A 21,124-nucleotide genomic window follows, 5' to 3' on the forward strand; every position below is an offset into this window, starting at 1 on the left:
ATCACTCTATATAATCAAAAATAAACCTTTTTAAGGAGGATTTTTAGAATGGCTAAAGAAAAATTCGACCGTTCCAAATCACATGCCAACATTGGTACAATTGGACACGTTGACCATGGTAAAACTACATTAACAGCTGCTATCACTACAGTACTTCATAAGAAATCTGGTAAAGGTACTGCTATGGCATACGACCAAATCGACGGTGCTCCAGAAGAACGTGAGCGTGGAATCACAATCTCTACTGCACACGTTGAGTACGAAACTGATACTCGTCACTATGCACACGTTGACTGCCCAGGACACGCTGACTATGTTAAAAACATGATCACTGGTGCTGCGCAAATGGACGGAGCTATCCTTGTTGTTTCTGCTGCTGACGGCCCAATGCCGCAAACTCGTGAGCACATCCTTCTTTCTCGTAACGTAGGTGTGCCTTACATCGTAGTATTCTTGAACAAATGCGACATGGTAGACGACGAAGAGCTTCTCGAACTAGTTGAAATGGAAGTTCGCGATCTTCTTTCTGAGTACGAATTCCCTGGTGATGATGTACCAGTAATCAAAGGTTCTGCTCTTAAAGCTCTTGAAGGTGATGCTGATTACGAAGCTAAAATCTTCGAACTGATGGACGCGGTTGACGAATACATCCCAACTCCAGAACGTGACACTGAAAAGCCATTCATGATGCCAGTTGAGGACGTATTCTCAATCACTGGCCGTGGAACAGTTGCTACTGGACGCGTAGAGCGCGGACAAGTTAAAGTCGGTGACGAAGTTGAAATCATCGGTCTTCAAGAAGAAAACAAGAAAACAACTGTTACAGGTGTTGAAATGTTCCGTAAGCTTCTTGACTATGCTGAAGCTGGTGACAACATCGGTGCACTTCTTCGCGGTGTATCTCGTGAAGATATCCAACGTGGTCAAGTACTTGCTAAACCAGGTACAATCACTCCACACAAAAAATTCAAAGCTGAAGTTTACGTTCTTTCTAAAGATGAAGGCGGACGTCACACTCCATTCTTCTCTAACTACCGTCCTCAGTTCTACTTCCGTACAACTGACGTAACTGGTATCATTCAGCTTCCTGAAGGCGTAGAAATGGTTATGCCTGGAGACAACATCGAAATGACTGTTGAATTGATTTCAACAATCGCGATCGAAGACGGAACTCGCTTCTCTATCCGTGAAGGCGGACGTACAGTTGGTTCTGGCGTTGTTTCTTCTATCACTGAATAATACTTATAAAATAAAAAAACGAGATCCAGCCGGGTCTCGTTTTTTATTTGCGGTCTGATTCTGGTGTTCTTCTTTTCTAAGAGGGTTTAATACAGGGATTTATTTTCCGGCTATAAATCCTTGATTAACAATGTCTGAATCTGTATAATAAGAAAAGTGTGCAAAACGAGGTGATATTTAATATTGCCTTGCATTATGCCTATAAATTTTGTATAATAGTGCATGTTGGTCTTTGACTGCGATGAAGTGAGAGGTTGCTGACACACCCGGCCGCTTTGCCATGGCAAGGTGAATCAGGTTTTTCTCACGGAGAACTGTCTAATGTAAGTAGGCGAAAAGGAGGGAAAATAATGGCAAAACAAAAAATTCGTATTCGATTAAAAGCGTATGATCATAGAATCCTTGATCAATCTGCTGAGAAGATTGTTGAAACGGCAAAACGTTCTGGTGCCAGCGTGTCTGGTCCGATTCCGTTGCCAACTGAGAAATCAGTATACACAATTCTTCGTGCGGTGCATAAATACAAAGATTCTCGTGAGCAATTTGAAATGCGTACACATAAACGCTTAATCGACATTGTGAACCCAACACCGCAAACTGTCGATGCTTTAATGCGATTAGATTTACCATCTGGTGTCGATATCGAAATCAAACTTTAATCTAAAATATAGAATGATCTTTATAGGAGGTGTGACGAATGACCAAAGGAATCTTAGGAAGAAAAATTGGTATGACGCAAGTTTTCGCAGAAAACGGTGATCTTATTCCGGTAACTGTTATCGAAGCTGCAGCTAACGTTGTACTTCAAAAGAAAACGGCTGAAAACGAAGGCTATGAAGCGATTCAGATCGGTTTTGACGACAAGCGCGATAAGCTTGCCAACAAGCCGGAAAAAGGCCACGTCGCAAAAGCGGAAACTGCACCTAAGCGCTTCGTTAAAGAATTACGCGGAGTGGAAATGGATGCGTATGAAGTTGGTCAGGAAGTCAAAGTTGATATTTTCTCTAACGGAGAAATCGTAGATGTAACAGGAACATCGAAAGGTAAAGGTTTCCAAGGTGCAATCAAGCGCCACGGACAATCTCGCGGACCTATGTCTCACGGTTCCCGCTACCATCGTCGTCCTGGTTCAATGGGACCGGTAGACCCTAACCGTGTATTCAAAGGAAAGCTATTGCCTGGACGTATGGGCGGAGAGCAAATCACTGTTCAGAACCTTGAAATTGTAAAAGTTGATGCTGAGCGCAATCTTCTTTTAGTTAAAGGAAATGTTCCTGGTGCAAAAAAATCACTAGTCACTATTAAAAGTGCTGTTAAATCTAAATAATTCTCTTAGGAAAGGAGGAAATTGATCATGCCAAAAGTAGCATTATATAACCAAAACGGTTCTACTGCTGGCGATATCGAATTAAACGACTCTGTATTTGGAATCGAGCCAAATGAGAGCGTAGTATTCGACGCTATTTTAATGCAAAGAGCTTCCTTGCGACAAGGAACTCATAAAGTAAAAAATCGTTCTGAAGTTCGTGGCGGAGGTCGCAAACCTTGGCGTCAAAAAGGTACTGGCCGTGCGCGTCAGGGATCTATCCGTTCACCGCAATGGCGCGGAGGTGGTATCGTATTCGGTCCTACACCACGCAGCTATTCTTATAAATTACCGAAAAAAGTTCGCCGCTTGGCAATCAAATCAGCATTGTCTTCAAAAGTGAATGACAACAACTTGATCGTTCTTGAAGATCTTTCTCTTGATACGGTTAAAACAAAAGAAATGGCAGCTGTTATTAAAGGGCTGTCTATCGAGAAAAAAGCTTTAATCGTAACTGCGGATCAAAACGAAACAGTTGCATTATCTGCACGCAATCTTCCTGGAGTTACAGTTGTTGAAGCAAACGGAATCAACGTACTCGATGTTGTCGGTCACGAGAAGCTTGTGATGACGAAAGCAGCGGTTGAAAAAGTAGAGGAGGTGCTTGCATAATGAAAGATCCTCGTGATGTTCTTAAGCGCCCCGTCATTACTGAACGTTCTGCTGATTTAATGGCTGAAAAAAAATATACGTTTGAAGTAGATGTAAGAGCTAATAAAACAGAAGTGAAAGATGCAGTTGAAGAAATCTTTGGAGTGAAAGTTGAAAAAGTCAACATTATGAACTACAAAGGGAAATTCAAACGTGTCGGCCGCTACTCTGGTATGACGAACAAACGCAGAAAAGCAATTGTCAAGCTTACTGCAGACAGTAAAGAAATCGAAATTTTTGAAGCTTAATTACTTGTAAAAAGAAGGAGGGAAATTCAAAATGGCGATTAAAAAGTACAAACCGACCTCTAACGGACGTCGCGGCATGACATCTTCTGATTTTGCTGAAATCACGACAGATCAGCCGGAAAAATCCTTGCTTGCCCCGCTTCACAAAAAAGGCGGACGCAACAACCAAGGTAGATTAACTGTACGTCATCAAGGCGGCGGACATAAACGCCAATACCGCATTATCGACTTCAAACGCGATAAAGATGGTATACCTGGACGCGTTGCTACAGTTGAGTACGATCCAAACCGTTCAGCTAACATTGCTCTAATTAACTATGTAGACGGAGAAAAACGCTACATCCTGGCTCCTAAGGGGCTTCAAGTAGGCACTGAAATCATGTCAGGTCCAGAATCCGACATTAAAGTAGGGAATGCACTGCCACTGATCAACATCCCAGTTGGTACAGTTGTGCACAACATTGAAATGAAACCTGGAAAAGGCGGACAGCTTGTACGTTCAGCTGGTACATCTGCTCAGGTTCTTGGTAAAGAAGGTAAATACGTTCTTGTACGTCTTAACTCTGGTGAAGTTCGCATGATTCTTTCTGCTTGCCGCGCTACAATCGGTCAAGTAGGTAACGAGCAGCACGAACTGATCAACATCGGTAAAGCAGGACGTTCACGCTGGAAAGGCGTTCGCCCTACAGTTCGCGGTTCTGTTATGAACCCTAACGATCACCCGCACGGCGGTGGTGAAGGACGCGCTCCTATCGGACGTAAATCACCTATGTCTCCATGGGGTAAACCAACTCTTGGATTCAAGACTCGTAAGAAAAAGAACAATTCAGATAAATTCATCGTACGTCGTCGCAAAAATAAATAACGGGGTTGTCTACGGTTCATATCGGACCGTAGTGCAATCACGAAGGGAGGTTCCAAAATGGCTCGCAGCTTAAAAAAAGGACCATTTGTCGATGGACATCTAATGACAAAAATCGAGAAATTAAATGAAACGGATAAGAAACAAGTTGTGAAAACTTGGTCTCGCCGTTCCACTATTTTCCCACAATTTATCGGTCACACAATCGCAGTCTATGACGGACGCAAACATGTGCCTGTTTACATCTCTGAAGATATGGTAGGCCACAAGTTGGGTGAATTCGCACCAACTCGTACTTACAAAGGTCATGCTAGTGATGACAAAAAAACAAGACGCTAATGAGAGGAGGCTTTTAAATGCAACAAGCTAAAGCTGTCGCAAGAACAGTCCGTATTGCTCCTCGTAAGGCACGTCTAGTAATGGACCTGATTCGAGGCAAGCAAGTAGGTGAAGCAGTATCGATCTTAAATCTCACGCCAAAAGCTGCTTCCCCGATTATTGAAAAAGTTTTGAAATCTGCTGTCGCTAATGCTGAGCACAACTATGAAATGGATGCAAACAACCTGGTTGTTACTCAAGCTTACGTGAACGAAGGCCCTACGTTGAAAAGATTCCGTCCACGCGCTATGGGACGTGCAAGCCAAATCAACAAACGTACGAGCCACATTACTATCGTTGTATCAGAAAAGAAGGAGGGATAACTCGTGGGTCAAAAGGTAAATCCAGTCGGTCTTCGTATTGGGGTTATACGTGATTGGGAATCTAAGTGGTACGCTGGCAAAGATTACGCTGACTTCCTTCACGAAGATCTAAAAATCCGTGAATTTATTAATCAACGCCTGTCTGACGCTTCTGTTTCTAAAGTAGAAATCGAGCGTGCGGCAAACCGTGTAAATATTTCGATCCACACAGCTAAGCCTGGTATGGTTATCGGTAAAGGCGGTTCTGAAGTCGAAGCGCTTCGCAAAGCCCTTAACAGTCTTACTGGCAAGCGTGTACACATTAACATTCTTGAAATCAAAAGAGCTGATCTTGATGCTCAGCTAGTTGCAGATAACATTGCTCGTCAATTGGAAAACCGTATTTCATTCCGTCGTGCACAAAAGCAACAAATCCAACGCACAATGCGCGCTGGTGCACAAGGTGTGAAAACAATGGTATCCGGTCGTCTTGGCGGCGCTGACATCGCTCGTTCTGAATACTACAGTGAAGGAACTGTTCCATTGCACACATTGCGTGCTGACATCGACTATGCTACATCTGAAGCTGACACTACTTACGGTAAGCTTGGTGTGAAAGTCTGGATCTATCGTGGAGAGGTTCTTCCTACTAAGAAGAAAACTGAGGAAGGAGGAAAATAATATGTTAATGCCAAAACGCGTTAAATATCGCAGAGAGCATCGCGGAAAAATGCGCGGCCGTGCGAAAGGCGGCACTGAAGTGCATTTCGGTGAATACGGTATCCAGGCGCAAGAAGCTTCTTGGATTACAAACCGCCAAATTGAAGCTGCACGTATTGCGATGACTCGTTACATGAAACGTGGCGGTAAAGTTTGGATCAAAATTTTCCCTTCTAAGCCTTACACAGCTAAGCCTCTAGAGGTTCGGATGGGTTCCGGTAAAGGTGCTCCTGAAGGATGGGTAGCTGTTGTAAAACCGGGCAAAGTTTTATTTGAAATTTCTGGTGTGTCTGAGGAAGTCGCTCGTGAAGCTCTTCGTCTTGCATCTCACAAATTGCCAATTAAAACGAAGTTCGTAAAACGTGAAGAAATTGGTGGTGAATCAAATGAAAGCTAATGAAATTCGTGACCTTACCACTGCTGAAATTGAACAAAAAGTAAAGTCTCTTAAAGAAGAACTTTTCAATCTTCGCTTTCAATTAGCGACAGGACAACTTGAAAATACTGCTCGCATTCGTGAAGTGCGCAAGTCAATCGCGCGCATGAAAACTGTGATTCGGGAAAGAGAAATTGCTGCCAACAAATAATTCCGGAGGGAGGTTCTCTAAAACATGAGCGAACGCAATCAGCGTAAAGTCTACCAAGGACGTGTTGTTTCTGACAAAATGGATAAAACCATTACTGTCGTTGTAGAAACGTACAAAAAACATTCACTCTACGGTAAACGCGTAAAGTACTCTAAAAAATTCAAAGCACATGATGAAAATAATCAAGCTAAAATCGGTGACATCGTAAAGATCATGGAAACTCGTCCATTATCTGCGACTAAACGTTTTCGTCTAGTTGAAGTTGTCGAAGAAGCTGTTATTATCTAATAAAGTTCGGAAATCCTTTTTCCGAAGGGAGGTAACAAATAATGATTCAACAAGAGACTCGTTTAAAAGTAGCTGATAATTCTGGCGCCCGTGAAGTTCTTACGATCAAGGTGCTTGGCGGTTCCGGTCGCAAAACAGCTAACATTGGTGATGTCATTGTTTGCACGGTTAAACAAGCAACACCAGGAGGCGTTGTCAAAAAAGGTGAAGTCGTAAAAGCTGTTATCGTTCGTTCTAAGAGCGGAGCGCGCAGAAATGACGGATCTTACATCAAATTCGATGAGAATGCATGTGTTATCATCCGTGACGACAAAAGCCCGCGCGGAACTCGTATCTTCGGACCTGTTGCACGTGAACTTCGTGACAACAACTTTATGAAAATTGTTTCTTTAGCTCCAGAAGTACTTTAATGATATCAATGCCGGACTTGAAGGAGGTGCGATCAGGATGCATGTTAAAAAAGGCGATAAAGTAATGGTTATCTCTGGTAAAGATAAAGGGAAACAAGGAGTGATCCTTGCAGCATTCCCTAAAAAAGACCGTGTACTTGTTGAGGGTGTCAATATGGTGAAGAAGCACGCTAAGCCGACACAAGCAAACCCTCAAGGCGGAATCTTAAACCAAGAGGCGCCAATTCATGTGTCAAACGTAATGCCGCTCGATCCTAAAACAGGTGAAGTGACTCGCGTAGGATACAAAGCAGAAAATGGAAAAAAAGTTCGTATTGCAAAAAAATCTGGGCAAGTTCTAGATAACTAGTAATAAAGGAAGGGAGGTCTATCTCATGAACCGCCTTAAAGAAAAGTACAATAAAGAAATTTCACCTGCATTAATGTCTAAGTTTGACTACAATTCTGTGATGCAAGTGCCAAAAATCGAAAAAATCGTAATCAACATGGGTGTTGGTGACGCTGTTCAAAACGCTAAAGCGATCGATAGCGCAGTTGAAGAACTAACGTTTATCGCTGGTCAGAAACCTGTCGTTACTCGTGCGAAGAAATCTATTGCTGGATTCCGTCTTCGTGAAGGAATGCCGATCGGTGCGAAAGTAACTCTTCGCGGAGAGCGCATGTACGATTTCCTTGATAAACTTATTTCTGTTTCTTTACCGCGTGTACGTGACTTCCGCGGAATTTCTAAAAAGTCTTTTGACGGACGCGGAAACTACACTCTAGGAATTAAAGAACAGCTGATCTTCCCTGAAATTGACTATGATAAGGTTACTAAGGTTCGCGGTATGGATATCGTTATTGTAACGACTGCCAATACGGATGAAGAAGCTCGTGAACTATTAACTCAATTAGGTATGCCATTCCAGAAATAATCAATGAAAGGGAGGCGAAATCGTGGCTAAAAAGTCAATGATTGCGAAACAAAAACGCTCACCGAAGTTTAAAGTACAAGAGTACACTCGCTGCGAACGCTGCGGACGTCCACACTCAGTTATTCGTAAATTTAAACTTTGCCGTATTTGTTTCCGTGAACTTGCATATAAAGGACAAATTCCTGGCGTTAAAAAAGCTAGCTGGTAATCCCCATTTATGGGAAGGAGGTTATTAAATAATGGTTATGACAGATCCGATTGCAGATATGCTGACTCGTATTCGTAATGCAAACATGGTACGTCATGAGAAGCTTGAAATCCCTGCTTCTAAGTTGAAAAGAGAAATCGCTGAAATCTTGAAAAGAGAAGGTTTCGTCCGTGACGTAGAATTCATTGAAGATAACAAACAAGGCATCATCCGTGTTTTCTTGAAATACGGACAAAACAACGAGCGTGTCATCACTGGCCTTAAAAGAATCAGCAAACCTGGTCTGCGCGTTTACGCTAAGTCAAACGAAGTGCCTCGCGTACTGAACGGACTTGGAATTGCAATTCTTTCTACATCACAAGGTGTGTTAACAGATAAAGAAGCCCGCGCTAAACAGGCTGGCGGAGAAGTATTAGCATACGTTTGGTAAGAAGTTTAACATGAATGGAGGTGTTTGGTATGTCTCGTGTAGGTAAGAAGCTACTTGAGATTCCTTCAGGCGTTACAGTTACATTGAACGACAACACTGTAACCGTGAAAGGACCAAAAGGAGAATTAACTCGTACGTTTCATCCTGATATGAAGATTAAAATTGAGGACAGTGTACTGACTGTAGAACGTCCTTCTGATAATAAAGAACATCGTGCGCTGCATGGCACAACTCGCAGCATCGTTGGAAACATGGTTGAAGGTGTATCTAAAGGTTTTGAAAGAGGTTTGGAATTAGTCGGTGTCGGTTACCGTGCTTCTAAATCCGGAAACAAACTTGTTTTAAACGTTGGATACTCTCATCCAGTAGAAATCGTTCCTGAAAACGGAATCGAAATCGAAGTTCCATCTCAAACAAAAGTAGTTGTTAAAGGTACAGATAAAGAACGCGTTGGTGCTACTGCTGCCAACATTCGCGCTGTGCGTTCTCCAGAGCCTTACAAAGGCAAAGGGATCCGCTATGAAGGAGAAATGGTTCGTCGTAAAGAAGGTAAGTCTGCTAAGTAAAACCGCTTAAAGTGAGAAAGGAGTGACCCAGATGATTACGAAAACAAGCAAGAATGCTGCACGTCTTAAAAGACACGCTCGTGTTCGTTCGAAGCTTTCAGGAACGCCTGAAAGACCTCGTCTAAATGTTTTCCGTTCAAACAAACATATTTACGCACAAGTGATCGATGACGTGAACGGTGTTACACTTGTGAGTGCATCTACTCTTGATAAAGACTTTAACGCCGAAAGTAACGGCGATACGTCTGCGGCTGCAAAAGTTGGAGAGCTTGTTGCAAAACGCGCTTCTGAAAAAGGTATCACAAACGTCGTGTTCGACCGTGGCGGTTACCTTTATCATGGACGTGTAAAAGCATTGGCTGATGCTGCACGCGAGGCTGGATTAGAATTTTAATAAAAGAAGGAGGGACATATGAATATGCGTCGTATTGACCCAAGCAAATTAGAGTTAGAAGAACGCTTAGTTACCGTTAACCGCGTAGCGAAAGTTGTTAAAGGTGGTCGTCGTTTCCGTTTCGCAGCTCTAGTCGTTGTCGGTGACAAAAACGGTCACGTTGGATTCGGAACTGGTAAAGCACAAGAAGTGCCGGAAGCGATCCGCAAAGCTGTTGAAGATGCGAAAAAGAATTTGATTGAAGTACCAATGGTTGGAACTACAATTCCTCACGAAATCATCGGACGTTTCGGTGCAGGCAACATCTTGTTAAAACCTGCTTCTGAAGGTACGGGAGTTATCGCTGGAGGCCCAGTACGTGCGGTACTTGAGCTTGCCGGTGTAGCTGATATCCTTTCTAAGTCTTTAGGTTCTAACACTCCGATCAACATGATCCGTGCAACAGTCCAAGGTTTAAGCGAACTGAAACGCGCTGAGGATGTTGCTAAGCTTCGTGGAAAATCTGTAGAAGAACTGTTAGGATAAGGAGGGAACATTAATGGCTAAATTAGAAATTACCCTCAAACGCAGTGTAATCGGACGCCCGGAAGACCAGCGCATCACTGTTAGAACGCTTGGTTTAAAGAAAACAAACCAAACAGTCGTTCATGAAGACAACGCTGCAATCCGCGGTATGATTAACAAAGTATCTCATTTAGTTTCTGTTAAAGAACAATAAAAATAAACGATAAGCTAAGGAGGTGTCCTAATGAAACTTCATGAATTAAAGTCCGCAGAAGGTTCACGCAAAACGCGCAACCGCGTAGGTCGTGGTATTGGTTCTGGCAACGGTAAAACAGCTGGTAAAGGTCATAAAGGTCAAAACGCTCGTTCTGGCGGCGGTGTACGTCCTGGATTCGAGGGTGGACAAATGCCTTTATTCCAACGTCTTCCTAAACGCGGTTTTACAAACATCAACCGCAAGGACTTCGCTGTAGTCAACCTAGACAAACTCAACAGCTTTGCAGAAGGGACGGAAGTTACTCCTGAACTTCTTTTAGAAACAGGTGTAATTAGCAAGTTGAAATCTGGAGTTAAGATTCTTGGCGACGGTAAATTAGAAAAAAAATTAACTGTTAAGGCCAATAAATTCTCCGCTTCTGCTAAACAAGCAATTGAGGCTGCTGGCGGTACAGCTGAGGTGATCTAACTTGTTTAAGACAATCTCCAATTTTATGCGTGTGAAGGATATTCGGAATAAGATTATCTTCACTCTTTTAATGCTTATCGTCTTTCGTCTCGGTTCATTCATTCCTGTGCCGCACGTAAACACAGAGGCTTTGAAGGCACAGGATCAAATGAGTGTATTTGGAATCCTAAACACATTTGGCGGCGGTGCATTATTCAACTTCTCCATTCTTGCGATGGGGATCATGCCTTACATCACAGCTTCAATCATCATCCAGCTTCTGCAGATGGATGTTGTGCCGAAGTTTACTGAGTGGTCAAAGCAGGGGGAAGTTGGTCGCCGAAAAATAGCTCAGTTCACAAGGTACTTCACAATTATTCTTGGATTTATCCAAGCTTTAGGTATGTCTTACGGGTTTAATAACATGGCCGGTGGCGCGTTAATCAATGACCCGGGAGTCGGTACTTATTTGATCATTGCGATTGTACTGACCGCTGGAACTGCTTTTTTAATGTGGCTTGGTGAACAAATTACGTCCCATGGAGTTGGCAACGGAATCTCGATTATCATCTTTGCTGGTATCGTTGCCGGTATTCCGCAGACGATTAATCAGATCTACGCTCAGCAGTTTGTAGATGCTGGAGATCAGTTATTCATGCAAATCTTAAAGGTTGTCATCATATTGTTTGCGATTTTGGCGATTGTCGTGGGTGTTATTTTCATTCAAGAGGCAGTAAGAAAAATCTCAATTCAATATGCGAAAGGTTCAGGTCGTTCACCTGTTCCTGGCGGTCAGTCAACACACTTGCCGCTGAAGGTTAACCCGGCGGGTGTTATTCCAGTCATCTTTGCTGTTTCGTTTATCATTACACCGCGGACTGTGGCTTCGTTCTTTGGTTCCAATGACGTTACAAATTGGATTCAAAAGACATTTGATTACACCCATCCCGTTGGAATGGCAATCTATGCAGCATTGATTATTGCCTTTACCTATTTCTATGCATTTGTCCAGGTAAACCCTGAACAAATGGCCGATAATCTTAAAAAACAAGGCGGCTATATTCCGGGAGTTCGTCCAGGAAAAATGACTCAAGATAGAATTACGAGCATTTTGTATCGACTTACATTTGTAGGCTCCATCTTCTTGGCCGTGATTGCCATACTTCCTGTCTTGTTTGTTAATATTGCTGGGCTGCCTTCTTCCGCACAAATTGGCGGAACAAGTTTGCTGATTGTTATCGGTGTCGCACTTGAAACAATGAAGCAGCTTGAAAGCCAGCTGGTGAAACGAAATTATCGTGGATTTATGAAGCACTAGAGGAAATGGGGTGCGCCCATTCCCTCTTAAAATAGAGAGGACGGGGAATCCGAAATGAACTTAGTCTTAATGGGACTGCCTGGAGCCGGTAAAGGAACTCAGGCTGAACGGATTGTTGACGATTTTGGGATACCTCATATCTCAACAGGAGACATGTTCCGCGCTGCGATGAAAGAAGAAACGGATCTGGGACTCGAAGCCAAATCATATATTGATAAAGGCGAGCTTGTTCCGGATGAAGTAACAATTGGTATTGTCAGGGAGAGACTTGGCAAGAATGATTGTGACCGGGGTTTTCTTCTGGACGGATTTCCGAGAACAGTCGCTCAAGCTGAAGCACTTGAGGAAATTCTTGAAGGACTTGGCAAGTCGATAGACCATGTCATCAACATTCAAGTCGATAAAGATGCATTGATGGAACGTCTTACAGGACGCAGAATCTGCAAAAACTGCGGTGCAACTTATCATTTAGTCTTTAATCCGCCTGCAAAAGAAAATGTATGCGATAAGTGTGGAGGAGAACTCTATCAGCGTGAAGATGATAACGAGGCTACTGTATCCACACGCCTTGAGGTCAACTTGAAGCAAACCCAGCCTTTACTCGATTTTTATGCGGATAAAGGGTATCTTGTAAACATTGACGGGCAAAAGCACATCAATGAAGTATACAGCGATATTAAGGAGCTTCTCGGAGGCCTGGACAAATGATTATTTGTAAAACTCCCCGAGAAATCGAAATCATGCGGGAAGCGGGACGGATTGTTGCTTTAACTCATCAGGAGCTAAAAAAACACATTAAACCCGGTATCTCGACAAAAGAATTGGATCAAATTGCCGAACGTTTTATTACAAAGCAAGGTGCAATCCCATCTTTTAAAGGGTATAATGGTTTTCGCGGGAGCATTTGCGTTTCTGTCAACGAAGAGCTGGTTCACGGGATTCCGGGAAGCCGGGTGCTTCGTGACGGTGACATCATCAGCATCGATATCGGTGCAAAGCTAAACGGTTATCATGGCGACTCTGCATGGACTTATCCAGTGGGGACGGTCAGCGCTGATGATCAAAAGCTGCTGGAAGTGACAGAGGAGTCTTTATATAGAGGCTTGCAGGAAGCAAAACCGGGAGAACGTTTGTCGAATATTTCCCACGCCATACAAACGTATGTCGAAAGCGAACATTACTCAGTTGTCAGGGAATATGTAGGGCATGGGGTCGGCCAGGATTTGCACGAGGATCCGCAAATTCCTCACTACGGTCCGCCAAACAAAGGCCCGCGGTTAAAGCCCGGCATGGTCTTGGCTATTGAGCCGATGGTCAATGCAGGCACCCGGTATGTCAAAACATTGGCTGATAACTGGACGGTTGTAACAGTGGACGGGAAAAAATGTGCTCATTTTGAACACACGATCGCGATTACGGAGACGGGTTTTGATATACTGACAAAAGCCTAGGTGAAATGAGATGAATCGGAAAACGCCTGAAATTGGACAGTTCGTACGTGTTACACGAGGAAGCGAATTGGATCAATACGCAGTTGTCATTGATATATTCGATCATCAATATGTGCTGGTAGCAGACGGAGAAAAGCGTAAATTTCATTCTCCTAAGAAAAAGAATATCAATCATTTAACCTTTTATGATTGCGTATCTCCGGAAGTTCAGAACAGTATAAATGAAACTGGGCGTGTGACAAACGGAAAATTGAGATTTTCTCTTTTGAAATTTGTCAGAAAGCAAGTTACTGATTTGAAGAAGGGAGAACACTTGAATGGCGAAAGACGATGTAATTGAAGTGGAAGGTACTATAGTCGAAACGCTGCCCAACGCAATGTTCAAAGTTGAACTTGAAAATGGCCACACGGTTTTGGCTCATGTATCTGGTAAAATCCGCATGCACTTCATTCGCATTTTACCTGGAGACAAAGTTACGGTAGAATTATCTCCATATGACTTAACTCGTGGTAGAATTACGTACCGTTACAAATAAAGCACTCCGGAAGAAGGAGGTTGGAAACACATGAAAGTGAGACCATCAGTTAAACCGATCTGTGAAAAGTGCAAGGTCATTCGCAGAAAAGGAAAAGTAATGGTGATCTGTGAGAATCCAAAGCATAAACAAAAACAAGGATAATTTTTAAGGAGGTGCCAGAGAGAATGGCTCGTATTGCTGGTGTAGATATTCCACGTGATAAGCGTGTTGTTATTTCTTTAACATACATCTTTGGAATCGGCCGTACAACGGCTCAGCAAGTTCTAACAGAAGCTGGTGTTTCTGAAGATACTCGCGTTCGCGATTTGACTGAAGAAGAACTTGGTAAAATCCGTGACGCGATCGACAAATTGAAAGTTGAAGGTGACCTTCGCCGTGAAGTGTCTCTTAACATTAAACGTCTGATCGAAATCGGAAGCTACCGCGGAATTCGTCATCGTCGCGGATTGCCTGTTCGCGGTCAAAATACTAAAAATAATGCGCGTACTCGTAAAGGTCCGCGTCGTACTGTAGCTAACAAGAAAAAATAAGTAAGGGAGGTAACTAAACTATGGCTGCTGCTCGTAAATCAAACACGCGTAAACGCCGCGTAAAAAAGAATATTGAAGCTGGAATCGCTCATATTCGTTCAACTTTTAACAACACCATCGTTACTATTACAGATGTTCATGGCAATGCTCTTTCTTGGTCAAGTGCCGGAGCTTTAGGATTTAGAGGTTCTCGTAAATCCACTCCATTCGCTGCACAAATGGCTGCTGAAACAGCTGCTAAAGGTTCTATCGAACATGGACTGAAAACTCTAGAAGTTACTGTTAAAGGACCGGGTTCTGGCCGTGAAGCTGCTATTCGTGCTCTTCAAGCTGCCGGACTTGAAGTTACAGCGATCAGAGACGTAACTCCTGTTCCTCATAACGGATGCCGTCCGCCAAAACGTCGCCGCGTGTAATTTGTTTGTATAGATTTTGTGTCCCTGTCAATAATGGGTTATGATACAGTTAATTTATAAAACGAATGCACACTCGTTGCCTGAGCACATACGGGACTAAACAATGGGGAATTTCGGATAGAATGAGAGACATTCTTTCCGGGGTTTCGACGTTTTGAAGGAGGGTTTTATGAAATGATCGAGATTGAAAAACCAAAAATCGAAACGGTTGAAATCAGCGACGATGCCAAGTATGGTAAATTTGTCGTAGAGCCACTTGAGCGTGGATATGGTACAACTTTGGGTAACTCCTTACGTCGTATCCTTTTATCCTCACTCCCTGGTGCCGCTGTAACATCGATCCAGATAGATGGTGTACTGCATGAATTCTCGACGATCGAAGGCGTTGTTGAAGATGTTACAACGATTATCTTAAACATTAAAAAACTTGCACTGAAAATCTACTCTGAAGAAGAGAAGACGCTTGAGATTGATGTACAGGGTGAAGGAGTTGTAACAGCTGCTGATATTACCCACGACAGTGATGTTGAGATTTTGAATCCTGATCTTCACATTGCGACTCTTGGCCAAAATGCGAGTTTTCGAGTTCGCCTTACCGCTCAAAGAGGTCGCGGGTATACACCAGCTGATGCGAATAAAAGAGACGATCAGCCGATTGGCGTCATCCCGATTGATTCCATCTTTACACCTGTTTCTCGTGTATCTTATCAAGTTGAGAATACTCGTGTGGGTCAGATTACAAACTATGACAAACTTACGCTTGACGTATGGACAGATGGAAGCAATGGACCAAAAGAAGCAATTGCGCTTGGTTCAAAGATTTTGACTGAACACCTTAATATTTTTGTCGGTTTGACTGACGAAGCTCAGCATGCTGAAATCATGGTTGAAAAAGAAGAGGACCAAAAAGAAAAAGTTCTGGAAATGACCATCGAAGAACTTGATCTTTCTGTCCGTTCTTACAACTGCTTGAAACGTGCGGGCATCAATACGGTTCAAGAGCTTGCGAACAAGACAGAAGAAGATATGATGAAAGTTCGCAACCTGGGTCGCAAATCACTTGAAGAAGTAAAAGCGAAACTTGAAGAACTTGGACTTGGCCTTCGCAAAGACGATTGACTAGTTTCCATGTGAACTAGGGTTTTCGTGTGTTTTTTATTTCAGATAGAGTATTTCAATAAAGGAGGGGACACCACATGTCATACAGAAAACTAGGACGCACTAGTGCACAGCGCAAAGCAATGCTGCGTGATCTTACAACAGACTTGATCATCAACGAAAGAATTGAAACAACAGAAGCTCGTGCGAAAGAACTTCGCTCTGTTGTAGAAAAAATGATTACACTTGGCAAGCGCGGTGATTTACACGCACGCCGCCAAGCATCTGCATACATCCGCAATGAGGTAGCGGACGCAGAGAAAGACCAAGATGCACTTCAAAAACTTTTCTCTGATGTAGCACCTCGTTATGAAGAGCGCCAAGGCGGATACACTCGTATTATGAAGCTTGGTCCTCGCCGTGGTGACGGAGCACCAATGGCTATCATCGAATTGGTTTAATCACATATTTTGTGTGTCTAAAGAAGGGCGGGACAGTTTTTAACTGGATCTATGCCCTTTTTTTAGATACTGGAAAAATTTTTATTATAAAAGAACAGTCAGATCAGTTGAGCTTTAGAGGAGAGGAGGCCGGATGGGCAAATGAATCAAGAACGATTAATTGCTGTAGAGGATATTACTTTCCGCTACCAAAAAGACGCAGACAGACCTGCGCTTGATCATGTATCTTTCCATGTTTCAAAGGGAGAATGGCTTGCGGTTGTCGGTCATAATGGTTCAGGGAAATCGACGCTTGCCAGGGCTTTAAACGGTCTGATTATGCCTGATGAAGGATCGATTGAAGTCGGAGGTATCGAGCTGACAGAAGAGACGGTCTGGGATATCAGAAAAAAAGTCGGCATGGTCTTTCAAAATCCCGATAATCAATTTGTCGGGACAACCGTTCGCGATGATGTGGCTTTTGGTTTAGAAAACAACGGAATTCCAAGAGAAGACATGGTGGAAAGGGTTGATTGGGCTGTTCAACAAGTGAACATGCAAGAATTTCTCGATCAAGAGCCGCACCATCTCTCAGGAGGACAAAAGCAGCGCGTTGCGATTGCGGGAGTGCTTGCCGCCCGGCCGGATATCATGATTCTTGATGAAGCGACTTCAATGCTTGACCCGATGGGAAGAGAAGAAGTGCTCGAAACGGTCAGACGGCTAAAAGACCAAGGAATGGTTACCGTCATTTCGATTACGCATGATTTAAATGAAGCGGCAAAAGCTGACCGGATCATTGTCATGAATAGCGGAAAGAAATATGCCGAGGGTCTTCCTGAAGAAGTCTTTCGTCTCAACAAAGACCTCATTGATATCGGACTCGATTTGCCTTTTTCTTTTCAGCTGAGCCAACTGTTGAAAGAAAACGGCCTGGGTGTGAAGGGCGATCATCTGACACAAGAAGGATTGGTGAGTGAGCTATGGACATTGAGATCAAAGATGTAGAACACCGATACCAGATGAAAACGCCTTTTGAACGCTTGGCGATTTACGATGTCAATGCTGTGATCAAGGAAGAAAGCTATGTCGCCGTTATCGGTCATACAGGATCGGGAAAGTCAACATTGCTTCAGCACCTGAACGGGCTGTTAAAGCCGACAAAAGGACAGATTCGCCTTGGCAAAGATGTGCTTGAACCAGGCAAAAAGAATAAACATTTAAAAGCCTTGCGCAAGAAGGTCGGCATTGTTTTTCAGTTTCCCGAACATCAGCTGTTTGAAGAGACGATCTTAAAGGACATTGCCTTTGGGCCCATCAATTTTGGGATGAGCCAGGAGAAAGCCAAAGAAAAGGCCAGAGAAATGCTGAGGCTTGTTGGGTTGGATGAAGAATTGTCAGACCGTTCTCCATTTGAGCTGAGCGGAGGACAGATGCGCCGAGTGGCAATTGCTGGAGTGCTGGCGATGGAGCCGGAGGTTCTTGTTCTTGATGAACCGACGGCAGGTCTTGATCCGAGAGGGCGCAAAGAGATCATGGACATGTTCTACCGTCTTCACAAGCAAAGGAATCTGACGACGATTCTCGTCACACACAGCATGGAGGATGCGGCCGCTTATGCAGATGAGCTGATCGTGATGCACAAAGGCACTGTAAAAGCAAAAGGATCGCCGCGCGAGATCTTTTCAAAGAGTGATGAATTAGCCGCTTTAGGCCTTGACCTGCCGGAAACGATTAAATTTCAGAAGCGGCTGGAAGAGGCGCTCGGCGTTACATTCAAAGAGCCCATCCTGACGATTGAAGAGGCAGCCTCTGAAATAAAAGCGCTCTTTCAGGAGGAAAATGCCTTATGATAGACAGTATCATTATCGGCAAGTATGTACCCGGTTCCTCGTTCATTCATCGTCTTGACCCGCGCGCTAAGCTGTTGACCATTTTCCTTTTTGTCTTTATCGTTTTTTTCGCGAACAATACAGAAACATATGCACTTCTCGGCGTATTTACGCTTCTGACAGCCGCTTTGTCAGGCGTTCCGGCCCGTTTCCTTTTGAAAGGAATGAAGCCGGTTATCTGGATTGTGCTGTTTACTTTTCTGCTGCATATTTTTATGACCCGGGAAGGGCCTGTGATCGCCGAGCTCGGTCTATTTAAGATTTATGAGCAGGGGCTCGTACAAGGAATTTTTATTTCGCTTCGTTTTATTTATTTGATCATGATCACAACACTTTTGACATTAACAACCACTCCGATCGAAGTAACCGATGGGCTCGAGACTTTGCTCGGTCCGTTTAAAAAACTGAAGCTGCCCGTTCATGAACTCGCTTTAATGATGTCCATTTCACTAAGATTTATTCCGACGCTTATAGAAGAAACGGACAAGATCATGAAGGCGCAAATGGCGAGAGGTGTAGATTTTACAAACGGTCCTGTCAAAGAACGCGTCAAGGCGGTCGTCCCCCTTCTCGTGCCTCTGTTTGTCAGTGCGTTTAAGAGAGCTGAAGAGCTCGCAACCGCAATGGAAGCACGCGGGTACCGGGGAGGAGAGGGCCGCACGAAGTACAGACAGCTGACGTGGAAATGGAAGGATACTTTCGTGCTCCTGATGTTAGGTGTTCTTGCAGTTTTACTAATCCTTTTGCGGACTTAGGTGATAGACATGAGAATGAAGTGCACCATTTCATATGACGGACACCTTTTTTTCGGCTACCAGGTTCAGCCTGGGCAAAGAACGGTTCAAAACGAGCTGGAAAAGGCGCTAAAGACCCTTCATAAAGCGAAGGAATGTATTTCCGTTGTTTCATCCGGCAGAACCGACAGCGGCGTTCACGCGGTCGGACAGACGATTCATTTTGACAGCACGCTCTCCATCCCGGAAGCAAAATGGCCTTATGCTTTAAATGCCCTGCTTCCTGATGATATAGCTGTAAACAAAGCGGAAGCCGTCGATGATCAATTTCACGCGAGGTTTTCTGCGAAGAAAAAAGAATATCGCTATATGATTTACAAAGGCAGATTTCCAGATGTCTTTAAACGATATTATGCATACCATGTTCCGTATGAGCTTGATATGGAGAAGGTGAAAGAGGCATCCCGTTATTTGGTCGGCACCCATGATTTCACAAGTTTTTGCACGGCCAAAACCGAGGTGAAGGATAAGGTCAGAACGATCTACGAACTGGAATGGTCTGAAACCGAAGAAGGTCTGCAAATGAGGATTGTGGGGAGCGGATTTTTGTATAATATGGTCAGAATTATCGTCGGAACACTGCTTGATGTCGGGACTGGGAAATTTTATCCGGATGATATCAAAAAGATGATTGCCGCCCAAAATCGCGATGCCGCGGGGCGCACTGCACCGGCTCATGGACTATACCTATGGAACGTAATCTATGACAACTAAACCAGGTGTAACATTTTCTTGACAGAGAGTACAGAAAGTTATAAGATATCATATGGTATGTATTTCAACCCCACGATAAGCCCCGGAACTTATTGTGTTGTGAAATAGAACGTAATCAAAGTTTATTGAAATTGACAGATCTTTTAGGAGGGAAATTCAATGCGTACAACACCTATGGCTAACGCAAGCACTATTGAACGCAAGTGGTTAGTTGTTGATGCTGCTGGAAAGACTCTAGGACGTCTTTCTACAGAAGTTGCATCTATCCTTCGCGGAAAACACAAACCGACTTACACACCACACGTTGATACTGGAGATCATGTGATCATCATCAACGCTGAAAAAATCGAGTTAACTGGTAAAAAGTTAACTGATAAAATCTACTACCGTCACACTCAACATCCAGGCGGATTAAAATCAAGAACTGCTCTTGAAATGCGTACAAACTACCCTGAGAAAATGCTTGAGCTTGCTATCAAAGGCATGCTTCCAAAAGGTTCTCTAGGTCGTCAAATGTTCAAAAAATTGAACGTATACCGTGGTTCTGAGCATCCACATGCAGCACAAAAACCTGAAGTTTACGAACTTCGCGGTTAATTAAAAAGGAGGTTACCAATTTGGCACAGGTTCAATATTACGGTACTGGCCGTCGTAAAAGTTCTGTAGCGCGTGTGCGTTTAGTTCCAGGAGAAGGTCGTATCGTCGTTAATAATCGTGAAATCAGCGAACACATCCCGTCTGCAGCTCTAATCGAAGATATCAAACAACCATTAACTTTGACTGAAACAGCTGGAACCTATGATGTTTTAGTAAACGTACATGGAGGCGGCTTATCTGGTCAATCAGGAGCAATCCGTCACGGTATCGCTCGTGCTTTGCTTGAAGCAGATCCAGAATACCGTTCAACTCTTAAACGCGCTGGTCTTCTGACTCGTGACGCTCGTATGAAAGAACGTAAAAAATACGGACTTAAAGGCGCACGCCGTGCACCTCAGTTCTCAAAACGTTAATTATTGGCGTTTCAAAGACTCTCAATCCTTTGGATTGGGGGTCTTTTTTCGGCTTTTGAGATGTTGCTGATAAAAGGTCTCCATTTAAAATGATTCAGGCCGGGGTGTCTTCCCCTGTCTAATGCAGTATGCCGGCGAAGTACATTTGGAATCTGCTCAACCGTTTCACCAGGATAAAAGGGTGCTGCTTG

General features: G+C 43.6%; 38 protein-coding genes. All 38 read left to right on the forward strand.

The genetic code is table 11. The annotated features are described in order from the left end of the window. Nucleotides 1–48: 48 nt before the first annotated feature. The 38 genes from tuf (at nt 49) to rpsI (ending at nt 20,933) form a co-directional block, all read left to right on the forward strand. Nucleotides 49–1,239: an elongation factor Tu gene (tuf, locus tag RBH91_RS00730; protein WP_307893103.1), complete on the forward strand. Its 1,191-nt coding sequence runs from the start codon at nt 49–51 to the stop codon at nt 1,237–1,239. Between the two features lie 350 nt (nt 1,240–1,589). Beyond that, nucleotides 1,590–1,898, forward strand: coding sequence for a 30S ribosomal protein S10 (gene rpsJ, locus RBH91_RS00735; protein ID WP_003156464.1), 309 nt, complete (start codon nt 1,590–1,592; stop codon nt 1,896–1,898). Between the two features lie 38 nt (nt 1,899–1,936). Next, nucleotides 1,937–2,566, forward strand: coding sequence for a 50S ribosomal protein L3 (gene rplC / locus RBH91_RS00740; protein WP_076762585.1), 630 nt, complete (start codon nt 1,937–1,939; stop codon nt 2,564–2,566). Nucleotides 2,567–2,593: 27 nt separating this feature from the next. After that, nucleotides 2,594–3,217, forward strand: coding sequence for a 50S ribosomal protein L4 (gene rplD, locus RBH91_RS00745; protein WP_076762584.1), 624 nt, complete (start codon nt 2,594–2,596; stop codon nt 3,215–3,217). Beyond that, complete coding sequence (gene rplW, locus RBH91_RS00750) at nt 3,217–3,504, forward strand: 50S ribosomal protein L23 (protein WP_026586066.1); 288 nt, start codon at nt 3,217–3,219, stop codon at nt 3,502–3,504. Before rplD ends, rplW begins: the two co-directional genes overlap by 1 nt. Before the next feature lie 31 nt (nt 3,505–3,535). Beyond that, a complete protein-coding gene (gene rplB, locus RBH91_RS00755) occupies nt 3,536–4,369 on the forward strand; it encodes a 50S ribosomal protein L2 (RefSeq protein WP_076762583.1) in 834 nt (277 codons plus the stop codon). A 57-nt stretch (nt 4,370–4,426) separates the two neighbouring features. Then, the gene (rpsS, locus tag RBH91_RS00760) at nt 4,427–4,705 is read left to right on the forward strand and encodes a 30S ribosomal protein S19 (protein ID WP_076762582.1); all 279 of its coding nucleotides are present in this window, start codon (nt 4,427–4,429) and stop codon (nt 4,703–4,705) included. A gap of 17 nt (nt 4,706–4,722) precedes the next feature. After that, the gene (rplV, locus tag RBH91_RS00765; protein ID WP_076762581.1) at nt 4,723–5,067 is read left to right on the forward strand and encodes a 50S ribosomal protein L22; all 345 of its coding nucleotides are present in this window, start codon (nt 4,723–4,725) and stop codon (nt 5,065–5,067) included. 3 nt (nt 5,068–5,070) lie between these two features. After that, the gene (gene rpsC, locus RBH91_RS00770) at nt 5,071–5,727 is read left to right on the forward strand and encodes a 30S ribosomal protein S3 (protein ID WP_076762580.1); all 657 of its coding nucleotides are present in this window, start codon (nt 5,071–5,073) and stop codon (nt 5,725–5,727) included. A gap of 1 nt (nt 5,728) precedes the next feature. Further along, nucleotides 5,729–6,163 (forward strand): 50S ribosomal protein L16, encoded by a 435-nt coding sequence (gene rplP, locus RBH91_RS00775; RefSeq protein ID WP_006640324.1) that lies wholly within the window; start codon nt 5,729–5,731, stop codon nt 6,161–6,163. Beyond that, nucleotides 6,153–6,353, forward strand: coding sequence for a 50S ribosomal protein L29 (rpmC, locus tag RBH91_RS00780; RefSeq protein ID WP_003178343.1), 201 nt, complete (start codon nt 6,153–6,155; stop codon nt 6,351–6,353). The genes rplP and rpmC overlap by 11 nt, the downstream gene beginning before the upstream one ends. Nucleotides 6,354–6,377: 24 nt before the next feature. After that, nucleotides 6,378–6,641: a 30S ribosomal protein S17 gene (rpsQ, locus tag RBH91_RS00785; RefSeq protein ID WP_003178345.1), complete on the forward strand. Its 264-nt coding sequence runs from the start codon at nt 6,378–6,380 to the stop codon at nt 6,639–6,641. 41 nt (nt 6,642–6,682) lie between these two features. Continuing rightward, on the forward strand, nt 6,683–7,051 hold the full coding sequence (rplN, locus tag RBH91_RS00790; RefSeq protein ID WP_076762578.1) for a 50S ribosomal protein L14: 369 nt from the start codon (nt 6,683–6,685) through the stop codon (nt 7,049–7,051). A gap of 37 nt (nt 7,052–7,088) precedes the next feature. Next, nucleotides 7,089–7,400, forward strand: coding sequence for a 50S ribosomal protein L24 (gene rplX, locus RBH91_RS00795; protein WP_307893107.1), 312 nt, complete (start codon nt 7,089–7,091; stop codon nt 7,398–7,400). 25 nt (nt 7,401–7,425) lie between these two features. Continuing rightward, complete coding sequence (gene rplE, locus RBH91_RS00800; RefSeq protein WP_076762576.1) at nt 7,426–7,965, forward strand: 50S ribosomal protein L5; 540 nt, start codon at nt 7,426–7,428, stop codon at nt 7,963–7,965. A gap of 22 nt (nt 7,966–7,987) precedes the next feature. Next, nucleotides 7,988–8,173: a 30S ribosomal protein S14 gene (gene rpsN, locus RBH91_RS00805; protein WP_076762575.1), complete on the forward strand. Its 186-nt coding sequence runs from the start codon at nt 7,988–7,990 to the stop codon at nt 8,171–8,173. Nucleotides 8,174–8,204: 31 nt separating this feature from the next. Then, a complete protein-coding gene (gene rpsH / locus RBH91_RS00810; RefSeq protein WP_076762574.1) occupies nt 8,205–8,603 on the forward strand; it encodes a 30S ribosomal protein S8 in 399 nt (132 codons plus the stop codon). A gap of 29 nt (nt 8,604–8,632) precedes the next feature. Then, nucleotides 8,633–9,169, forward strand: coding sequence for a 50S ribosomal protein L6 (gene rplF / locus RBH91_RS00815; RefSeq protein ID WP_307893108.1), 537 nt, complete (start codon nt 8,633–8,635; stop codon nt 9,167–9,169). Nucleotides 9,170–9,200: 31 nt separating this feature from the next. Beyond that, nucleotides 9,201–9,563 (forward strand): 50S ribosomal protein L18, encoded by a 363-nt coding sequence (gene rplR / locus RBH91_RS00820; protein ID WP_307893110.1) that lies wholly within the window; start codon nt 9,201–9,203, stop codon nt 9,561–9,563. Nucleotides 9,564–9,587: 24 nt separating this feature from the next. Next, nucleotides 9,588–10,088, forward strand: a complete 501-nt coding sequence (rpsE, locus tag RBH91_RS00825) for a 30S ribosomal protein S5 (protein ID WP_023855910.1) — start codon at nt 9,588–9,590, stop codon at nt 10,086–10,088. Between the two features lie 13 nt (nt 10,089–10,101). Next, entirely contained in the window at nt 10,102–10,281 is a 180-nt protein-coding gene (gene rpmD, locus RBH91_RS00830; protein ID WP_006640333.1) for a 50S ribosomal protein L30, read from the forward strand. Nucleotides 10,282–10,311: 30 nt separating this feature from the next. Beyond that, nucleotides 10,312–10,752 (forward strand): 50S ribosomal protein L15, encoded by a 441-nt coding sequence (gene rplO / locus RBH91_RS00835; protein ID WP_076762571.1) that lies wholly within the window; start codon nt 10,312–10,314, stop codon nt 10,750–10,752. Nucleotide 10,753: 1 nt separating this feature from the next. Beyond that, nucleotides 10,754–12,049, forward strand: a complete 1,296-nt coding sequence (gene secY, locus RBH91_RS00840; RefSeq protein ID WP_307893112.1) for a preprotein translocase subunit SecY — start codon at nt 10,754–10,756, stop codon at nt 12,047–12,049. A 54-nt stretch (nt 12,050–12,103) separates the two neighbouring features. Continuing rightward, entirely contained in the window at nt 12,104–12,757 is a 654-nt protein-coding gene (locus tag RBH91_RS00845; protein ID WP_076762569.1) for an adenylate kinase, read from the forward strand. Then, a complete protein-coding gene (map, locus tag RBH91_RS00850) occupies nt 12,754–13,500 on the forward strand; it encodes a type I methionyl aminopeptidase (protein WP_076762568.1) in 747 nt (248 codons plus the stop codon). The genes RBH91_RS00845 and map overlap by 4 nt, the downstream gene beginning before the upstream one ends. Before the next feature lie 10 nt (nt 13,501–13,510). Beyond that, complete coding sequence (locus tag RBH91_RS00855) at nt 13,511–13,840, forward strand: KOW domain-containing RNA-binding protein (protein WP_076762567.1); 330 nt, start codon at nt 13,511–13,513, stop codon at nt 13,838–13,840. Beyond that, the gene (infA, locus tag RBH91_RS00860; protein ID WP_003156508.1) at nt 13,818–14,036 is read left to right on the forward strand and encodes a translation initiation factor IF-1; all 219 of its coding nucleotides are present in this window, start codon (nt 13,818–13,820) and stop codon (nt 14,034–14,036) included. The genes RBH91_RS00855 and infA overlap by 23 nt, the downstream gene beginning before the upstream one ends. Nucleotides 14,037–14,066: 30 nt before the next feature. Next, a complete protein-coding gene (gene rpmJ, locus RBH91_RS00865; RefSeq protein WP_003156543.1) occupies nt 14,067–14,180 on the forward strand; it encodes a 50S ribosomal protein L36 in 114 nt (37 codons plus the stop codon). 23 nt (nt 14,181–14,203) lie between these two features. Next, nucleotides 14,204–14,569 (forward strand): 30S ribosomal protein S13, encoded by a 366-nt coding sequence (rpsM, locus tag RBH91_RS00870; protein WP_076762566.1) that lies wholly within the window; start codon nt 14,204–14,206, stop codon nt 14,567–14,569. Between the two features lie 20 nt (nt 14,570–14,589). Then, a complete protein-coding gene (gene rpsK / locus RBH91_RS00875) occupies nt 14,590–14,985 on the forward strand; it encodes a 30S ribosomal protein S11 (RefSeq protein WP_076762565.1) in 396 nt (131 codons plus the stop codon). Nucleotides 14,986–15,159: 174 nt separating this feature from the next. Next, nucleotides 15,160–16,104 carry a DNA-directed RNA polymerase subunit alpha gene (locus tag RBH91_RS00880; RefSeq protein ID WP_076762564.1) on the forward strand — a complete coding sequence of 315 codons (945 nt, stop codon included), beginning with the start codon at nt 15,160–15,162 and terminating at the stop codon, nt 16,102–16,104. A gap of 77 nt (nt 16,105–16,181) precedes the next feature. Further along, complete coding sequence (gene rplQ, locus RBH91_RS00885; protein WP_076762563.1) at nt 16,182–16,544, forward strand: 50S ribosomal protein L17; 363 nt, start codon at nt 16,182–16,184, stop codon at nt 16,542–16,544. Nucleotides 16,545–16,685: 141 nt separating this feature from the next. Continuing rightward, nucleotides 16,686–17,531, forward strand: coding sequence for an energy-coupling factor ABC transporter ATP-binding protein (locus RBH91_RS00890; protein WP_307893115.1), 846 nt, complete (start codon nt 16,686–16,688; stop codon nt 17,529–17,531). Then, nucleotides 17,507–18,376 carry an energy-coupling factor ABC transporter ATP-binding protein gene (locus RBH91_RS00895; RefSeq protein WP_307893117.1) on the forward strand — a complete coding sequence of 290 codons (870 nt, stop codon included), beginning with the start codon at nt 17,507–17,509 and terminating at the stop codon, nt 18,374–18,376. Before RBH91_RS00890 ends, RBH91_RS00895 begins: the two co-directional genes overlap by 25 nt. Continuing rightward, complete coding sequence (locus tag RBH91_RS00900) at nt 18,373–19,170, forward strand: energy-coupling factor transporter transmembrane component T family protein (RefSeq protein WP_307893118.1); 798 nt, start codon at nt 18,373–18,375, stop codon at nt 19,168–19,170. The genes RBH91_RS00895 and RBH91_RS00900 overlap by 4 nt, the downstream gene beginning before the upstream one ends. A 9-nt stretch (nt 19,171–19,179) precedes the next feature. Then, nucleotides 19,180–19,923, forward strand: a complete 744-nt coding sequence (gene truA, locus RBH91_RS00905; RefSeq protein WP_307893119.1) for a tRNA pseudouridine(38-40) synthase TruA — start codon at nt 19,180–19,182, stop codon at nt 19,921–19,923. A gap of 159 nt (nt 19,924–20,082) precedes the next feature. Continuing rightward, nucleotides 20,083–20,520 carry a 50S ribosomal protein L13 gene (rplM, locus tag RBH91_RS00910; RefSeq protein ID WP_026586045.1) on the forward strand — a complete coding sequence of 146 codons (438 nt, stop codon included), beginning with the start codon at nt 20,083–20,085 and terminating at the stop codon, nt 20,518–20,520. A 20-nt stretch (nt 20,521–20,540) separates the two neighbouring features. Further along, complete coding sequence (gene rpsI / locus RBH91_RS00915; RefSeq protein WP_076762558.1) at nt 20,541–20,933, forward strand: 30S ribosomal protein S9; 393 nt, start codon at nt 20,541–20,543, stop codon at nt 20,931–20,933. Nucleotides 20,934–21,124: the final 191 nt, after the last annotated feature.

Source organism: Bacillus swezeyi, from assembly GCF_030908325.1.
GTDB classification, from domain to species: domain Bacteria; phylum Bacillota; class Bacilli; order Bacillales; family Bacillaceae; genus Bacillus; species Bacillus swezeyi.